Origin of the sequence: Streptomyces sp. M41 (assembly GCF_043673425.1) — a bacterium.
GTDB lineage: Bacteria > Actinomycetota > Actinomycetes > Streptomycetales > Streptomycetaceae > Streptomyces.
Window position 1 is genome coordinate 308979 of sequence record NZ_JBIMKE010000006.1, and the last position, 15003, is coordinate 323981.

Annotated in this window: 16 protein-coding genes; 8 read left to right on the top strand and 8 right to left on the bottom strand. The window is 71.5% G+C overall.

What is annotated here, in order from left to right; translation table 11 throughout:
* Positions 1 to 266 precede the first annotated feature (266 nt).
* Positions 267 to 704, bottom strand: a complete 438-nt coding sequence (locus tag ACHBTE_RS11540) for a DUF4442 domain-containing protein (protein ID WP_394723636.1) — start codon at positions 702 to 704, stop codon at positions 267 to 269.
* Positions 705 to 884: 180 nt separating this feature from the next.
* Here ACHBTE_RS11540 and ACHBTE_RS11545 point away from each other — a divergent pair, with 180 nt between their 5' ends.
* On the top strand, positions 885 to 2186 hold the full coding sequence (locus tag ACHBTE_RS11545) for an MFS transporter (RefSeq protein ID WP_394723575.1): 1302 nt from the start codon (positions 885 to 887) through the stop codon (positions 2184 to 2186).
* Here ACHBTE_RS11545 and ACHBTE_RS11550 read toward each other — a convergent pair.
* The 3 genes from ACHBTE_RS11550 to ACHBTE_RS11560 form a co-directional block, all read right to left on the bottom strand.
* Positions 2148 to 2993, bottom strand: coding sequence for a spermidine synthase (locus ACHBTE_RS11550; RefSeq protein WP_394723576.1), 846 nt, complete (start codon positions 2991 to 2993; stop codon positions 2148 to 2150). The genes ACHBTE_RS11545 and ACHBTE_RS11550 overlap by 39 nt on opposite strands.
* A gap of 119 nt (positions 2994 to 3112) precedes the next feature.
* Complete coding sequence (tuf, locus tag ACHBTE_RS11555) at positions 3113 to 4282, bottom strand: elongation factor Tu (RefSeq protein WP_394723577.1); 1170 nt, start codon at positions 4280 to 4282, stop codon at positions 3113 to 3115.
* 281 nt (positions 4283 to 4563) lie between these two features.
* Positions 4564 to 5286, bottom strand: coding sequence for a DNA alkylation repair protein (locus tag ACHBTE_RS11560; RefSeq protein ID WP_394723578.1), 723 nt, complete (start codon positions 5284 to 5286; stop codon positions 4564 to 4566).
* 49 nt (positions 5287 to 5335) lie between these two features.
* Between ACHBTE_RS11560 and ACHBTE_RS11565 the strand changes: the two genes are divergently transcribed.
* Positions 5336 to 6136 (top strand): TVP38/TMEM64 family protein, encoded by an 801-nt coding sequence (locus ACHBTE_RS11565; protein ID WP_394723579.1) that lies wholly within the window; start codon positions 5336 to 5338, stop codon positions 6134 to 6136.
* A gap of 42 nt (positions 6137 to 6178) precedes the next feature.
* Here the strand turns inward: ACHBTE_RS11565 and ACHBTE_RS11570 are convergent, their stop codons facing one another.
* Positions 6179 to 7348: a thiolase family protein gene (locus ACHBTE_RS11570; protein WP_394723580.1), complete on the bottom strand. Its 1170-nt coding sequence runs from the start codon at positions 7346 to 7348 to the stop codon at positions 6179 to 6181.
* A 180-nt stretch (positions 7349 to 7528) separates the two neighbouring features.
* Here ACHBTE_RS11570 and ACHBTE_RS11575 point away from each other — a divergent pair, with 180 nt between their 5' ends.
* The 4 genes from ACHBTE_RS11575 (at position 7529) to ACHBTE_RS11590 (ending at position 10049) form a co-directional block, all read left to right on the top strand.
* A complete protein-coding gene (locus ACHBTE_RS11575; protein WP_394723581.1) occupies positions 7529 to 7999 on the top strand; it encodes a winged helix-turn-helix transcriptional regulator in 471 nt (156 codons plus the stop codon).
* A gap of 137 nt (positions 8000 to 8136) precedes the next feature.
* The gene (locus ACHBTE_RS11580) at positions 8137 to 9012 is read left to right on the top strand and encodes an undecaprenyl-diphosphate phosphatase (RefSeq protein WP_394723582.1); all 876 of its coding nucleotides are present in this window, start codon (positions 8137 to 8139) and stop codon (positions 9010 to 9012) included.
* 107 nt (positions 9013 to 9119) lie between these two features.
* Positions 9120 to 9299, top strand: a complete 180-nt coding sequence (locus tag ACHBTE_RS11585; protein WP_394723583.1) for a hypothetical protein — start codon at positions 9120 to 9122, stop codon at positions 9297 to 9299.
* Positions 9300 to 9464: 165 nt separating this feature from the next.
* On the top strand, positions 9465 to 10049 hold the full coding sequence (locus ACHBTE_RS11590) for a chloramphenicol phosphotransferase CPT family protein (protein WP_394723584.1): 585 nt from the start codon (positions 9465 to 9467) through the stop codon (positions 10047 to 10049).
* Positions 10050 to 10109: 60 nt separating this feature from the next.
* On the opposite strand, the gene ACHBTE_RS11595 is transcribed toward ACHBTE_RS11590, so the two are convergent.
* A complete protein-coding gene (locus ACHBTE_RS11595) occupies positions 10110 to 10709 on the bottom strand; it encodes a DUF4291 domain-containing protein (protein ID WP_394723585.1) in 600 nt (199 codons plus the stop codon).
* Between the two features lie 113 nt (positions 10710 to 10822).
* On the opposite strand from ACHBTE_RS11595, the gene ACHBTE_RS11600 reads away from it, so the two are divergent.
* Both ACHBTE_RS11600 and lnt read left to right on the top strand, forming a co-directional pair.
* On the top strand, positions 10823 to 11308 hold the full coding sequence (locus ACHBTE_RS11600) for a nuclear transport factor 2 family protein (protein WP_394723586.1): 486 nt from the start codon (positions 10823 to 10825) through the stop codon (positions 11306 to 11308).
* 70 nt (positions 11309 to 11378) lie between these two features.
* A complete protein-coding gene (lnt, locus tag ACHBTE_RS11605; RefSeq protein ID WP_394723587.1) occupies positions 11379 to 12959 on the top strand; it encodes an apolipoprotein N-acyltransferase in 1581 nt (526 codons plus the stop codon).
* Here the strand turns inward: lnt and ACHBTE_RS11610 are convergent.
* Together ACHBTE_RS11610 and ACHBTE_RS11615 are read right to left on the bottom strand one after the other, a co-directional pair.
* Complete coding sequence (locus ACHBTE_RS11610) at positions 12883 to 13788, bottom strand: Gfo/Idh/MocA family protein (protein WP_394723588.1); 906 nt, start codon at positions 13786 to 13788, stop codon at positions 12883 to 12885. The genes lnt and ACHBTE_RS11610 overlap by 77 nt on opposite strands.
* Complete coding sequence (locus ACHBTE_RS11615; RefSeq protein ID WP_394723589.1) at positions 13760 to 14986, bottom strand: FAD-dependent monooxygenase; 1227 nt, start codon at positions 14984 to 14986, stop codon at positions 13760 to 13762. Before ACHBTE_RS11615 ends, ACHBTE_RS11610 begins: the two co-directional genes overlap by 29 nt.
* Between the last annotated feature and the right edge of the window lie 17 nt (positions 14987 to 15003).

Here is a 15003-nt window from a genome sequence, read left to right on the forward strand (position 1 = left end):
GAGTTGTGTGCACATAAAGACCGTTGGTCCACGGAATCTTCAATTCCGTGAACGTCGTGACGTGCCGATGAGTTCGCCGCGGACCTGGATGCCGCGGGGGCCGGAGCGGACACGGCTCACGGCCGGAGAGGCTCATCCCGAGGAGCTCAACTCAAGGAGCTCAACCCAAGGAGCTCAACTCAAGGAGCCAGGCCGGCAGAGCGCGGCAGCACGCATCCCGCGGGGGCCCCGCTGCCGCCGGGCCCCCGCTCGCCGTCGAGGTGCGCTCAGCCGTTCGGCCGCAGCGTCCAGACGACCGTCATCTCTCCGGTCACGGCCCCGTCCGCACGCTGGATCTCGATGGCCACGGGGAACTCGGGACGCTCCCCCGCGTCCAGCTGCGCGACGACCTCGGCAGCCGGGCGGCCCAGGGTCGCGGTGGCGGTGACGGCGCCCATGGCGAGCTTCTTGTACGCGATCTCGGCCCGCACGGCCAGCGGCACGGCGCGCGAGAGCTGGTCGCCGAACGCGGCCAGCACGATCGCCCCGCTGGCCGACTCGCCCAGCGTGAACATGGCTCCGGCGTGCGGTCCGCCGACGTGGTTGTGATAGTCGCCCTGGTCCGGCAGAGCCACCACGGCCTTCTCCGGCGTGGTCTCCAGGAACTCGAGGTTCAAGGTCCGGGCCATGGGCACCGTGGCGGCGAGCATCTCGCCGATCGACATCTGGTCTGCGCTCATGCGGGCCAGGTTACCCATGAGTAGGGTCCTGGGAACAGGTGATGTGACGAGCGTCGTACCGTCGCACCCCGAAGCTCCGGCACGGGCGGTGGCCGAAAGTCGCCAGAGGGCCCGTGACCTGCGATCGGTTTGGCAAAGGGGCGTCCGGGCGGGGATAGTCTGCCGGTGACTTCCGCCGCCGGTCCCCCGAGCCGCTCGCGCCGCCCCGCCTGGGCGGGCCGCAACTACAGCCTGCTGACCGCCGCGGCGTTCGTCACCAACCTCGGCAGCCACGGCGCGCTGATCGCCGCGGCGTTCGCGGTACTGGAGGCGGGCGGCGACGGCGGTGACGTAGGTCTGGTGGCCGCCTCCCGCACGCTGCCGCTGGTGCTCTTCCTGCTGATCGGCGGCGCCGTCGCGGACCGGCTGCCCAGGCACCGGGTGATGGTCGCGGCCAACGCCCTCAACTGTGTCTCCCAGGCCGCCTTCGCCGTGCTCGTCCTCACCGGGGAGGCCCGGCTGTGGCAGATGATGCTGCTGACCGCCCTCGGCGGCGCCGGCCAGGCGTTCTTCAGCCCGGCGGCCGAGGGCATGCTGTTGTCGTCGGTCCAAGGTGAGCAGGTGAGCCGGGCGTTCGCCGTGTTCCGGATGGCGATGCAGGGGGCGGCGGTCGGCGGCGCCGCGCTCGGCGGTGCGATGGTGGCCGCCATCGGGCCGGGCTGGGTGCTGGCGGCGGACGCGGCGGCCTTCGCGGTCGCCGGAGCCATGCGGGCGCTGCTGGACGTGCGTCACATCCCGCGGCGCCCTCCGGGCGGCGGCATGCTGTCCGATCTGCGGGACGGCTGGCGGGAGTTCGCCGGGCGCCCCTGGCTGTGGGCCGTGGTCGTGCAGTTCTCCGTCGCGAACGCGGTCGTCGGTGCCGCGGACGCGGTCTACGGCCCGCTGGTCGCCCGGGACCACCTGGGCGGGGCCGGCCCCTGGGGTCTGGCCCTGGGCTTCTTCGGCGCGGGCACGGTGGCCGGTGCCCTGCTCATGACCCGCTGGAAGCCGCGCCGCCTCCTCCTCGCCGGCACCGTGTGCGTCTTTCCGCTCGCCCTGCCGTCCGCCGCGCTCGCCGTCCCGGTGCCGGTCGCCGTCCTGTGCGCGGTGATGTTCCTCACCGGCGTGACGCTGGAGGTGTTCGGCGTCTCCTGGATGACCGCGCTCCATCAGGAGATACCGGAGGACAAGCTGTCCCGGGTCTCCGCCTACGACTGGTTCGGCTCGGTCGCCCTGGTCCCGCTCGCGGCTGCCCTGGCCGGCCCGGCGGAGTCGGCGTTCGGGCGCACATCGGCGCTGTGGGGCTGCGCCGCGCTGGTCGTGGTGATGACGGCGGCGGCACTGTGCGTACCGGACGTACGCAACCTGCGCCGGCGTACCAAGCAGGTGGCCATGACGAGCCAGGCCGGCTCAGCCGATGCCGAACGCCCCGTCGGGGGGCTCGGGTGAGGGTACGGCGTCCTCGTCCCGCACCGGTCGCGCGTCGCCGATGAACTCCCGCAGGGCGGGTTCGTGTTCGACGCGGGCCGGGAAGGCGTCGGAGGCGGTGAGCCGGGCCAGGCCGACGGTGTCCAGGGGCTGGTGCGCGGCCACGAGCACCGCGTTGCCGAACCGCCGCCCGCGCAGCACACCCGGCTCGGCGATCAGCACCAGCTCCTCGAACAGCATGGCGCAGGTGGCCAGTTGGGAGCGCAGGAAGGCGAAGGGCGCCGCGTCGGCGAGGTTGGCCAGATAGACGCCGCTGTGCCGCAGCACGCGTTCGACGTGACGGACGTACGCCACCGACGTCAGATGCGCGGGTACCCGCGAGCCACCGAAGACATCGGCGACGAGCACGTCGACCGAGCCGTCCGGGGCCGCCTCGAGCCAGGCCCGCGCGTCCCCGGCGTGCAGCCGGACTCCGCACCCGTCCGGCACCGGCAGATGCTCGACGACCAGCTCCAGCAGACCCCGGTCGGCCTCGACGACGTCCTGCCGTGAACCGGGCCGGGTGGCCGCCAGATACCGGGGCAGGGTGAACGCCCCGCCCCCGAGATGCAGCACGTCCAGTGGCCGCCCTGCCTCCGCGACGATGTCGAGCACATGCCCCAGCCGACGCGCGTACTCGAACTCCAGATGCGTGGGCTCGTCGAGATCGACGTACGACTGAGGCGCCCCGTCGACGGTGAGCAGCCAGGCCCGGTCGCGGTCCACGTCGGGCAGCAGTTTGGCGGTGCCGTGGTCGACGGCGCGGGTGACGGGTATGGGCTCGTTCACCTTCTCATTGTGCCGAGGGAAGCGGCCTCGTCGTGCCGGGGAAGCGCCCCGAAGGGCTGGGCGAGGGACCGCGCGATCGTCCACAGCGATCCCGCGGTCCCCCACTCACCGCGCCGGCCTCACCCGACGGCGGTCACGGTCCCCGCCCCCACCGTCCTGCCACCCTCACGAATGGCGAAGCCCAGCCCGGGCTCCAACGGCACCTCACGCCCCAGCTCGACGGTCATCGTGACCGTCTCCCCGGGCCGCGCGACGCCCACCGCGCCGAGGTCGATGTCCCCGACCACGTCCGCCGTACGGATGTAGAACTGCGGCCGGTACCCGCTGGCGACCGCGGTGGTACGACCGCCTTCCCGTGCGGACAGCACATACACCTGGGCGGAGAACCGCCGCTCGGGCACCACACTGCCCGGCGCGGCGACCACATGCCCCCGTCGGACGGAGTCGCGCGGAACCCCTCGCAGCAGCAACGCCACGTTGTCGCCCGCCTGCGCCTCGTCCATCGGCTTGCCGAACGTCTCGAGGCCGGTGACCACGGTCTCCAGCCCGGCCCCGAGCACCTCGACGCGGTCGCCGACGCGGATCGTGCCCCGCTCCACGGCGCCGGTGACCACGGTCCCCCGGCCGGTGATGGTGAGCACGTTCTCGACGGGCAGCAGGAACGGCGCGTCCACATACCGCTCCGGCATCGGAACGTAGGTGTCCACCGCGTCGAGCAGTGCCTCGACGGAGGCCGTCCACTTCGGGTCGCCCTCCAGGGCCTTCAGCCCCGAGACCCGTAGGACGGGCGCGGCGTCGCCGCCGTAGCCGTGCTCGGTGAGCAGGTCGCGGACCTCCAGCTCGACGAGGTCGATGAGCTCCTCGTCCCCCGCGTCGGCCTTGTTGAGGGCGACGACGATGTGGTCGACGCCCACCTGCCGGGCGAGCAGCACGTGTTCGGCGGTCTGCGGCATGATCCCGTCCAGCGCGGACACGACGAGGATCGCCCCGTCCAGCTGAGCGGCGCCGGTGACCATGTTCTTGACGTAGTCGGCGTGGCCCGGCATGTCGACATGAGCGTAGTGACGGGTGTCGGTCTCGTACTCGACGTGCGCGATGTTGATCGTGATGCCGCGCGCGGCCTCCTCCGGCGCCCGGTCGATGCGGTCGAACGGCACGAACGTGCCGGATCCGCGCTCGGCGAGGACCTTGGTGATGGCGGCGGTCAGGGTGGTCTTGCCGTGGTCGACATGACCCATCGTGCCGATGTTCAGATGCGGTTTGGTGCGCACGTATGCCGTCTTGGACATGGCGGTACCTCGAAGCCTCGAAAGTGATGATGGGACCCCAGGTACTCGCCGACCCTCCCCCTGCGGGGTCCGCCGGACGATCCGGAGAGGGTCAGCTTCGGGCGCCGTCGACGACGGCCGGGAAGGCGAAGACGGCAGCCTTCGGAGCATCCGCGACTGCGGACGCTGCGAGGACGAAGGCGTACCGGAACATGGGATCGATCATCGCCGACGCCCTGCCGGGCGTCGAATGGTTTTCCGCGAGGGGGAGTTCGGGACCCGCGTCAATGACCCTCCGCGGCTCACGTCCCGATGTTCTTCAGCGCCTCCCGCACCGACAGCGGGGCGAACCTCCCGCGCTCGCGCGCCAGGAAGTCCCGTACGGCGTCCGGGTCGGTCTTGGCGTACTCGCGCAGACACCAGCCGATGGCCTTGCGGATGAAGAAGTCGCTGTGCGCGGACTGGCGCAGGCAGTAGGCGAAGAGGCGTTCGGTGTCGGTGCGTTCCTTGTAGCGCAGTTGGTGGAGCAGGGCGGTGCGGGCGACCCACAGGTCGTCGTCGGCGATCCATGCGTCCATGTCGGCGGTGAGCTTCGGATCGGCCGTGACCAGGCTGCCGACGACATGCGCGGCGAGCGCGTCGACGGTGTCCCACCAGGAGACGGTGGTGATGAGATGCCGGGCCACGGGCAGCAGGCCGGAGGAGCAGCGCCCCACATGGCGGCGCAGGTAATCGACGGCGAAGTAGTGGTACTCCCGCTCGGGCAGGCGCCAGCAGCACAGGGCGATGGCGGTGCAGTCGGCCTCGTCGGGGCGCGGTGTGCCCTGAAGGACGCTGCGGGACAGAGCGCGGCGCTCGGGGGTGGGGATGCCGAGGAAGGGGGCGACGTCCTTCATGTACGCCTGGGCCACGGCGGCCCGCGCGGGGTCCGCGGCGGCGGTGTACGTGGCGGTGAGCCGCTCCAGGACCGTGTCGGCCAGAACACTGCGCGGAACTTCCGATGTTCCCGCACCTGTGACGCTCATGAGACGAACCATACGGCGATCACACAACTTTGTCGGTTAGGGTCGCCGGATGCTCGACGATGCCACCACCCGCTCTGGGGGCACCGCCACAGCTCCGCCCCGGGTCGCCGCCACGGAGCTCGCAGTCCCCGCGCCCGTACCTGTCCGCGTTCCCGTCTCCGTCCCCGTGTCCGCGGGCTTCGCCGCGCGCTGCGCGAGAGTGCTGTCCTCGCCGTGGTCGCGGCTGTCCCTGCTCGTCGCCCTGCTGGCGGCGGGTGCGTCGACCGTGCTGCTCTTCGAGCCGCAGAAGCTGCTCACCAGCGGCTGGCCGCCGCAGGTCGAGGGGGCCGCCGCGGTGGTGCTGTTCGCCGTGGCGTACGGGCTGGTGACGGTGGCGTTCGTGCCGCGGCCTCTGCTGAACCTCGCGTCGGGCGCGCTCTTCGGCTCTCAGTGGGGCCTCGGCGCGGCCCTGGCGGGGACGGTGCTGGGCGCCGGGATCGCCTTCGGGCTGGGTCGGCTGCTCGGCCAGGACGCGCTGCGCCCACTGCTGCGCGGCCGGGTGCTGAAGGCGGCAGACGGCCAGTTCAGCCGGCACGGCTTCCGCTCGATGCTGGCGGTGCGGCTCTTCCCGGGTGTGCCGTTCTGGGCCGCGAACTACGCCGCCTCCGTCTCCCGCATGGGCTGTGTACCGTTCCTGCTCGCGACGGCGCTCGGGTCCATCCCGAACACCGCCGCGTACGTCGTCGCCGGCGCCCGTGCCTCCACGCCGACGTCGCCCGCCTTCCTGATCGCGCTGGCCTGCATCGCCGTACCCGCCCTGGCGGGCGTGGTGGTGGCCTGGCGCAAGCGCCACCACCTGCGCGGCCACTGAGGCCCCCCCCCGGACCCCTCTCCCTGTCCCTCGGGGGCTCGGTCACACCGCCTCGAGGATCATCGCGTTGGCCAGGCCGCCCGCCTCGCACATCGTCTGGAGGGCGTAGCGGGCGCCGTGCTCGCGCATCGCGTGGACCAGGGTCGTCGTCAGCCGGGTACCGCTCGCGCCGAGCGGGTGGCCCAGCGCGATGGCGCCGCCGTGCACGTTGACCTTGCCGAGGTCGGCGCCGGTCTCCTGCTGCCAGGCCAGAACCACGGCGGCGAAGGCCTCGTTCACCTCGAACAGGTCGATGTCGTCCAGCCGCAGCCCCGCCCTGCGCAGCACCTTCTCGGTCGCCGGGACGACGCCGGTGAGCATCAGCAGCGGGTCGGATCCGGTGACGGCGAAGCTGTGCATGCGGGCCAGGGGGCGCAGGCCGAGCCGGGCCGCGGTGTCACCGGACGTGATCAGGACGGCGGAGGCGCCGTCGTTGACCGGGCTGGCGTTGCCGGCGGTGACGTTCCATTCGATCTGCGGGAACCGCTCGGCGAAGACGGGGTCGTGGTACGCGGGCTTGAGTCCGGCGAGGATCTCGGGGGTGCTGCCCGGCCGTACGCACTCGTCGCGGGCGACTCCGTCCAGGGGCGTGAGCTCGGCGTCGAACAGGCCCTTGTCCCAGGCCATGGCCGCCTTGTGGTGCGAGGCGACGGCGAACTCGTCCATCTGCCGACGGGTGATCGACCACTTGGCCGCGATCAGCTCGGCGCTGATCCCTTGCGGGACGAGACCCTCCGGGTAGCGCTCGGCGATGCCGGGGCCGAAGGGGTCCTTGCCGGGCGGCACGTTCGACCACATCGGCACCCGGCTCATCGACTCCACCCCACAGGCGACGACCAGGTCGTACGCGCCCGACATGACGCCCTGCGCCGCGAAGTGCACGGCCTGCTGGGAGGAGCCGCACTGGCGGTCCACGGTGGTCGCCGGGACCGTGTCGGGGAAGCCCGCCGACAGCGCGGCGTAGCGGGTGGTGTTCATGGCCTGTTCGCCGACCTGGTCGACGGTGCCGCCTATGACGTCGTCGATCAGAGCCGGGTCGATGCCCGAGCGCTCGACGAGGCTGCGCAGGGTGTGCGCGAGGAGCTCGACCGGATGGACATGGGCGAGGGCGCCGTTCGGCTTGCCCTTGCCCATCGGGGTGCGTACGGCTTCGACGACGACTGCGTCACGCATGGTGCGGGCCTCCTTGGCCGCCGGGCGACGACCGGCGCGTGGGCGGGCCGGTGCGGCACCGGCGTCGGCTACCGGTGAGTAGGAAATCCGAACTCACCATAGCTCCATCAGTTGGAAAATCAAACCCATTCGGTTTGAAACTCGAACCGTCTCCTGGGCCGAGCCCCTAAACTGAGCGCCATGGCCGCCACCAAAGACCCGCGCCCCTGCTCCATCGCCGACGCCCTGGCCCTCGTCGGCGAGAAGTACTCCCTGCTCGTCCTGCGCGAGGTGTGCCTCGGCAACGGCCGCTTCGACCGGCTCGTCCGCAACATCGGCGCCCCGCGCGACATCCTGGCCACCCGACTGCGCCGCCTCGTCGACGCCGGGATCCTCACCAAGCGCACCTACAGCGAGCGCCCTCAGCGGTTCGAGTACCGGCCGACCCAGGCGGGGCTCGAGCTGGAGCCGGTCCTGATGACCCTCATGGCGTGGGGCGACCGCCATCTGCGCGAGGAGGACGACCGCCCCATGGTGATCGAGCACATCTGCGGCAACGAACTGGTCCCGGTCGTCACCTGCCAGGTCTGCGGCGACCCGGTGCATCACGAGGACCTCACCGCCCATCCCCAGGCGCCCGGTTGGACGGTGGCGGGGCCGTCGGCCGCGTGAACACCGAGCCCGCCCCCCTGTGACCGAGGTGTCGTCAGGGGGCGCTACGCTGCCCCTCGACACGCGCGATCACTGTCCCGCCGGCGCGACGTCCTCACCACTCCTTGCCACGATCAGCACTTGGACTCCGTAACTTCATGTCTTGGTTTGAATCGCTCATCCTCGGACTCGTCCAGGGGCTGACCGAGTTCCTCCCTGTGTCCTCCAGCGCGCATCTGCGGCTGACCGCGGCGTTCTCAGGTTGGGAGGACCCGGGCGCGGCCTTCACGGCGATCACCCAGATCGGTACGGAGGCCGCGGTACTGATCTACTTCCGCAAGGACATCGGGCGGATCCTCGTGGCATGGACGAAGTCCCTGACCGACAAGGAGATGCGGCGGGACCACGACGCCCAGATGGGCTGGCTGGTGATCGTCGGCTCGATCCCGATCGGCGTGCTGGGCCTGACGCTCAAGGACCAGATCGAGGGACCCTTCCGCGATCTGCGCATCACGGCGACGATGCTGATCGTCGTGGGCATCATCATCGGCATCGCCGACCGGCTGGCGGCCCGGGACGAGTCGGGCGGCCGGCACCGTGCGGCCAAGCAGCGCAAGAGCCTTCAGGACCTGACCGTCAAGGACGGCCTGATCTTCGGCCTGTGCCAGTCCGCGGCCCTGATCCCCGGCGTCTCCCGTTCCGGAGCCACCATCAGCGGTGGTCTCTTCATGGGCTACCAGCGCGAGGCCGCGGCCCGCTACTCGTTCCTCCTCGCGATCCCGGCCGTCCTCGCCTCGGGCCTCTTCGAGCTCAAGGACGCGATGGAGAGCGACCACGTCACCTGGGGTCCGACGATCTTCGCGACGGTGATCGCCTTCGCCACCGGGTACGCGGTGATCGCATGGTTCATGAAGTTCATCTCGACCAAGAGCTTCATGCCGTTCGTCTGGTACCGCATCGCACTCGGCATCGTCATCATCATCCTGGTGGCGACGGGCGCCCTCAGCCCGCACGCGGCGGAGTCGGCAGGCTGACCGACGAGTCAGTAGGGGCAGGCAGCCCGGCACCCGTGACCAATCGCATACGTTGTGCGTAGCCGTCCGGTAGCGCAGGGTCAGTCCTTGCCCCTAGGCTTGTCCGCATGTCCCCCCATTCCTTAGGCCCTGGTTCCGTGCGCTCTGCTGCCGAGGTGAACGAGGAGATACGCGCCCTGTGGCTGCGCGCGGGCGGCTCCCTGTCCGCCCAGGAGCGCGCGGAGTACGAACTGCTGGTGGTCGAGTGGGCCGCCGCCATCCGCGCCGAGATCATCGAGGCTGCCTGAAGGCGGAGGCTGCTGGAAGACCAAGGTCGACTGAAGACCGAGGTCACCTGAAGACCGAGGCTGCCTGAAGAACGAGGCGCCTGAGAGCAATTGAGGCCGGCCGTGAGCAGCGAGGCTGCCCGAGTCCAGGGCCCGTTCGAAAAGATCCGGCCTAAGATCCGGCTCATGGAGCATCTGGATCACGTCCCCGCCCGCCGTGGCACCGTCATCTTCCTGAACGGCACGTCGAGTTCGGGCAAGTCGAGCATCGCGGGCGAGTTGCTGCGGATCCTGGACGAGCCGTATTTCCACATGCCCGTCGACGCTTTTCACGCGATGCGCTCCCGCACCCCCGTCCCGCAGGACCAGCTCGCCACGGTGCTGCACCGCACCTGGCAAGGCTTCCACCGCGCGGTCGCCGGCATGGCCGCCGCGGGGAACAACGTCGTCGTCGACCATGTGCTGAGCGCCGAGTGGCGCCTCAAGGACTGTCTGTCGCTCTTCGTGCCGCAGGACGTCGTCCTGGTCAAGGTCCACTGCGACCCGGCGGAACTGGAGCGCCGGGAGCGCGCGCGGGGCGACAGACCGGCCGGTCTCGCCGGCGCCCAGTTGGAGCAGGTGCACGCGCACGGCGTCTACGACCTGGAGTGCGACACCGGTGAGGCCACACCGCAGGAATGCGCCCACCGCATCAAGGACTTCCTGGGCGCCAGGGTCGGGCCGACCGCCTTCGAACAGCTGCGGGCCACGATCGGCCGGCGGTCCCTCTAGGCCCTGTCGTCAAATTCCCGCCTGCCGTGCGGGCGGACGACGGGAAGTTGACGACAGGCCCTAGCCGCGCAGATGCGCCAGCACGTCGTCCCCCAGCGCATACGGCCGCTCCTGCGGCAGCAACTCGGCCGCACGTGTCAGGTCGCCCGCGCGCACATGCGTGTGGATCTCCGTGACGAGCGGCGTCACGTCCTCGATGCCGACGATCCAGTCGTCCGCGTACCGAGCGGTCGCCTCGCCACCGAGCCCCAGTTGGAGCGACCGGTACGGCAAGGGGCTCAGCCGCAGGTCGCGTTCCGGGTCCCACTGCACGCGCGCGGGAGCCTGCTTCAACTGACGTCTCCAGGCATCCCGGTCACCGTGCAGAGCGGGCACATGGTGCGAGAGGCATGCGTGGCGCAGCGCCCACTCGAAGCCCGCCCGGCTGATCTCGACGGCGAGGACGGTCTCCTGGCCTTCCTTGGTCGCCCAGCCGCAGCGGTACATCATCCACAGGAACGACGGCTTGATCCATGTCATGCGCTCCCGGCTCCAGGACGGCGGAAAGCGGCCGTCGCGGGCCGCGGGCCGGCCGATCTGGGGCCGGTACGCCTGATAGACGGTCACCGTGGATTCGGTATGGCGGGCGCGCACGCGGAACTTCGGTTCGGGTCGGCCCACTCGGTCGTTCTATTCTGTCACGGGGCACAGCCTCACCGACACCCCCACCTCGATCCACCGAATATCGCCGCACGCCTCTTGGCTGCGCTCACCACATGCTCAACACTGAGCCGATGACGCAGCGTGTGGAGCTCGCCACCCTGAGGGACCGGCTCACGGTCGACTCACTGATCAGCGATTACGCCGGGGCCGTGGACGACGGCGACTGGGCCGCCTACCGGCGCCTGTTCACCCCGGACGGCCGGGCGGACTACCGCTCGGCCGGCGGCATCGAGGGAGACGCCGGGAAGGTCGCCGCCTGGCTCGCGGAGAGCATGCGGATGTTCTCGATGCGCCAGCACCTCATCGTCAATCGCCGGGTGAGCTTCGGCGTGCTGGAGCAGGACACCGGTGACACGGCCAGGGTCCGGGCCGACTACGTCAATCCGATGCGGTTCGCCGAGGACGGCGGGGCCTCCTCGGCCCCGGACTTCGTGTGCGGCGGCCGGTATGCCTTCGGGCTGCTGCGCACGGACGACGGCTGGCGGCTGCGTGAGGTGGTCGTGCAGGAGAAGTGGCGCCGGCTGCCCGACCGGACCGCGCCCGCGGTGGCCGACTGAGCGGACGTCGAGTGCCCCGATGTCAGTGCCGGCGAGCACACTGGAAGGACCACGGGGTAGGAGGTGATGCATGAAGACGATCAGCCACTGGCTCGCCTCCCCGTGGCGCCGCTCGATCGCCGCCGTCCTGGCCGGCGCACTGCCCGTGCTGGCGTTCCCCGAGCCGTCGTTGTGGTGGTTCGCCTACGTCGCCCTGGTCCCGTGGCTCGCCCTGCTGCGCTCGGCGCCGACCGGGAGACGGGCGCTGTACGAAGGATGGTGGGGCGGGTTCGGCTTCATGCTGGCCATGCACCACTGGCTGCTGCCGAACCTGCATGTGTTCACGTTCGTCATCGCCGCCCTGCTGGGCGCGTTGTGGGCACCCTGGGGCCTGCTGGTGCGCCACTTCCTCGGTGCGGGGCCGTCACCGGGCCGGATCGCCGCGTCGCTGCTCCTGCTGCCGTCGGGCTGGCTGCTGATCGAGCTCGTCCGCTCCTGGCAGGGCCTCGGTGGGCCATGGGGCGTGCTGGGCTCCAGTCAGTGGCAGGTGGAGCCCGCCCTTCGGCTCGCCTCGGTGGGCGGGGTGTGGCTGATCAGCTTCCTGCTGGTGGCGGTCAATGTGGCGGTCGCGGTGCTGGTCGCGGTGCGCGGCTCCTGGATTCCGGCGGTGGCGGGAGTCCTCGCCGCGGCGGTGGCCGCTTCGGCCGCCTGGGTGTGGTCCCCGCGGCCGGACGTCGCGAGCCGGGCGCGCATCGGCGTCGTACAGCCGGGTGTGATCGGGGGCGCCGCCGCGCCCGAACGGCGTTTCGACCGGGAGGTCCAGCTCACCCGCGAGCTGGCGGGCCAGGGCCTGGACCTGGTCGTCTGGGGCGAGAGCAGCGTCGGCTACGACCTCGACGACCGGCCCGACTTCGCCCGGCGGCTCGCCGCGCTCTCTCTTGAGACGGGGACGAACATCCTGGTCAACGTGGACGCGCGGCGCTCCGACAAGCCCGGCATCTACAAGAGCTCGATCCTCGTCGGCCCGGACGGCCCGACCGGCGCCCGGTACGACAAGATGCGGCTGGTTCCCTTCGGGGAGTACATACCGGCCCGCTCGCTGCTCGGCTGGGCGACCTCCGTGGGCAGGGCCGCGGCGGAGGACCGCAGGCAGGGCACTCGGCAGGTCGTGATGGACGCGGGGCAGGGGCTGCGGATCGGGCCGATGGTCTGCTTCGAGTCCGCGTTCTCCGACATGAGCCGCAATCTCGTCGACGCCGGCGCCCAGGTGCTGGTCGCCCAGTCGGCCACGTCGACGTTCCAGCAGAGCTGGGCTCCCGAGCAGCATGCCTCGCTCGCCGCGCTGCGCGCCGCCGAGACCGGCCGGTCGATGGTCCATGCCACGCTCACGGGCGTCTCCGCCGTGTACGGCCCGAGCGGACAGCGCATCGGTTCCTGGCTCGGTACGAGCGCGAGCACGAGCGTCGTCTACGAGGTGCCGCTGGCCGACGGTGTCACGCCGTACGTCCGCTTCGGCGACTGGCCGGTGCAGGCGGCGTTGCTGATCGTCGCCCTGTGGGCGCTCGGCGAGGGGGCGAGGGCGCTGCGGCTCCGGGTCAGGCAGCCTGCTCCTGAACCGCGCGTACCACCCGCTCACACAACTCGTGAGTCGCCAGCGCGTCCCGGGCGCTGAGCACCTTGCCCGCGCGCACGGCGTCGAGGAAGGCCAGTACCACCTGCTCGATGCCGCGCTGCCGGGCCACCGGCACCCAGTCCCCGCGTCGCCGCACGGTGGGCTGGCCCTTGTGGTCGACGACCTCGGCAAGGTTGAGGACCTGGCGCTTGGTGTCCTGCCCGGACACCTCGAGGACCTCTTCGGCCGAGCCGCTGAGCCGGTTCATCACACCGAGCGCCGTGAAACCGTCCCCGGCGAGCTGGAGCACGACATGGTGCAGCAGACCGCCCTCGACGCGAGCGCGCACGGTCACGTCGTCGATCGGGCCGGGCACCAGGAAGCGCAGCGTGTCCACGACATGGATGAAGTCGTCCAGGATCATCGAGCGGGGCTCTTCGGGCAGCCCGATCCGGTTCTTCTGCATCAGTATCAGCTCGCGCGGATGGTCGGCGCACTGCACATAGCCGGGGGCGTAACGCCGGTTGAAGCCGACGGCGAGGCTCACCTCCCGCTGCTCGGCCAGGGCCACCAGCCGCTCGGACTCGGCGAAGTCGTAGGCGAGCGGCTTGTCGACGTAGGTCGGCACGCCCGCATCCAGCAGCCGGGTCACGATCTCCGGGTGCGCCCCGGTGGGCGCGTGCACGAAGGCCGCGTCGAGCCCCTGCGCGAGCAGCGAGTCGAGGTCCTGGTGCCGCTGCTGTGGGGGCAGATGGTGGATGTCGGCGACCCGGGCGAGCGTCGCGGGCGTACGCGTCTGGAGGTGCAGTTCCACCCCGGGCTGCACGCCGAGCACCGGCAGGTATGCCTTCTGCGCGATGTCACCGAGTCCGATGCAGCCGACCTTCACCTGGTGTTCTCCTCTGGAGCTTGTCCGCCGGGGCCTTTGACGCAGCATACGGCGCCTGCGGCGGCCTCCAGCCGGCGATGTCCTCGAAGTTTCGTAGGAACAGCAGCGGGGCGGCCTTGGACAGGGTGGCCGTCGCCACGTTCCGTACGGCGATCCCGGCGCGGCCGGTCATCATGTTGAGGCGGGCGACCCGCACGGCCTGGCGCGCGACGGCGGTCGTACGTGGGAGACGGGCCGCGGTGTAGGCGGCGAGGTCGGCACCATGGTGGGCGAGGACGACGGCGTCCTCCACGGCCTGGTTGCCGCCCTGCCCCAGTGTCGGCGGCATGGCGTGCGCCGCGTCTCCGACGAGGGCGACCCGGCCGCGGTGGTAGGCGGGCAGCGGCGTGGTGATGTGGTGGACGTCGTGACGCAGGATGTCCTCGGGGCGGGCGGCGGCGACGATGTCGGGGATCGGGTCGTGCCAGTCGCCGTAGCGGCGCAGCAGTTCGGCCTTCTCGTCGTCCGGGGCACGCTCCCCGGCGGGCGTGCGCGCAGCGGCGTAGGCGTAGACCCGGCCGTCCTTGAGCGGGTGCGAGCCCCAGATGCGGCCGGGGCCCCAGGTCTCGTGCGCGGCGAACTCCACGCCCGGCACCGGGATGACGACCCGCCAGGTGGTGAACCCGGCGTAGACGGCCCCGGGGTGGTCCGGGAACAGCGCCTCGCGTACGGCGGACCGGACGCCGTCCGCGGCCACCACGAGGTCGGCCTCGAGCTCGCCGTCCGGGATGCTCACCCGGGCGGGGCGGCCGGCGTCGCCCGGGTCGGCGACGGTCGCCGCGGTGCCCGTGCGCACGGCGCCCGGCGGCAGGCGCCTGGCCAGGCTGCCGATGAGGGTGGCCCGGTGCAGCAGGACGAGCGGTCCGCCGAAGCGCGCGGCCACGGCGTCGGCGTCCGTGCGTGAGAGCCAGCGCCCGGCCGGGGTGCGCAGTCCCCCGTCGCCCTGCCAGGCCGCGAGGTCGCGGATCTCGTCGCCGAGGCCGATCAAGTCCAGGGCGCGCAGGGAGTTGGGCGCGAGCGAGATGGCCGCGCCGACGGGCTCCAGGGAGGGCGCCCTCTCCAGCACGGTGACGTCCCAGCCGCTCGCGTGCAGTGCGGCTGCGGCGGTCAGGCCGCCGATGCCGCCGCCGATCACTACGGCCCGCCCGAACTGTGTCATGGCTCCTCCTCACCCCA

What these genes read in the sequence shown, in the direction of transcription:
- ACHBTE_RS11540 (WP_394723636.1), bottom strand. Translation starts at nt 704, where the DNA reads ATGTCGATCGGCGAGATGCTCGCCGCCACGGTGCCCATGGCCCGGACC.
- tuf (WP_394723577.1), bottom strand. Translation starts at nt 4,282, where the DNA reads ATGTCCAAGACGGCATACGTGCGCACCAAACCGCATCTGAACATCGGC.
- ACHBTE_RS11560 (WP_394723578.1), bottom strand. Translation starts at nt 5,286, where the DNA reads ATGAGCGTCACAGGTGCGGGAACATCGGAAGTTCCGCGCAGTGTTCTG.
- ACHBTE_RS11565 (WP_394723579.1), top strand. Translation starts at nt 5,336, where the DNA reads ATGCTCGACGATGCCACCACCCGCTCTGGGGGCACCGCCACAGCTCCG.
- ACHBTE_RS11570 (WP_394723580.1), bottom strand. Translation starts at nt 7,348, where the DNA reads ATGCGTGACGCAGTCGTCGTCGAAGCCGTACGCACCCCGATGGGCAAG.
- ACHBTE_RS11575 (WP_394723581.1), top strand. Translation starts at nt 7,529, where the DNA reads ATGGCCGCCACCAAAGACCCGCGCCCCTGCTCCATCGCCGACGCCCTG.
- ACHBTE_RS11580 (WP_394723582.1), top strand. Translation starts at nt 8,137, where the DNA reads ATGTCTTGGTTTGAATCGCTCATCCTCGGACTCGTCCAGGGGCTGACC.
- ACHBTE_RS11585 (WP_394723583.1), top strand. Translation starts at nt 9,120, where the DNA reads ATGTCCCCCCATTCCTTAGGCCCTGGTTCCGTGCGCTCTGCTGCCGAG.
- ACHBTE_RS11590 (WP_394723584.1), top strand. Translation starts at nt 9,465, where the DNA reads ATGGAGCATCTGGATCACGTCCCCGCCCGCCGTGGCACCGTCATCTTC.
- ACHBTE_RS11600 (WP_394723586.1), top strand. Translation starts at nt 10,823, where the DNA reads ATGACGCAGCGTGTGGAGCTCGCCACCCTGAGGGACCGGCTCACGGTC.
- lnt (WP_394723587.1), top strand. Translation starts at nt 11,379, where the DNA reads ATGAAGACGATCAGCCACTGGCTCGCCTCCCCGTGGCGCCGCTCGATC.
- ACHBTE_RS11615 (WP_394723589.1), bottom strand. Translation starts at nt 14,986, where the DNA reads ATGACACAGTTCGGGCGGGCCGTAGTGATCGGCGGCGGCATCGGCGGC.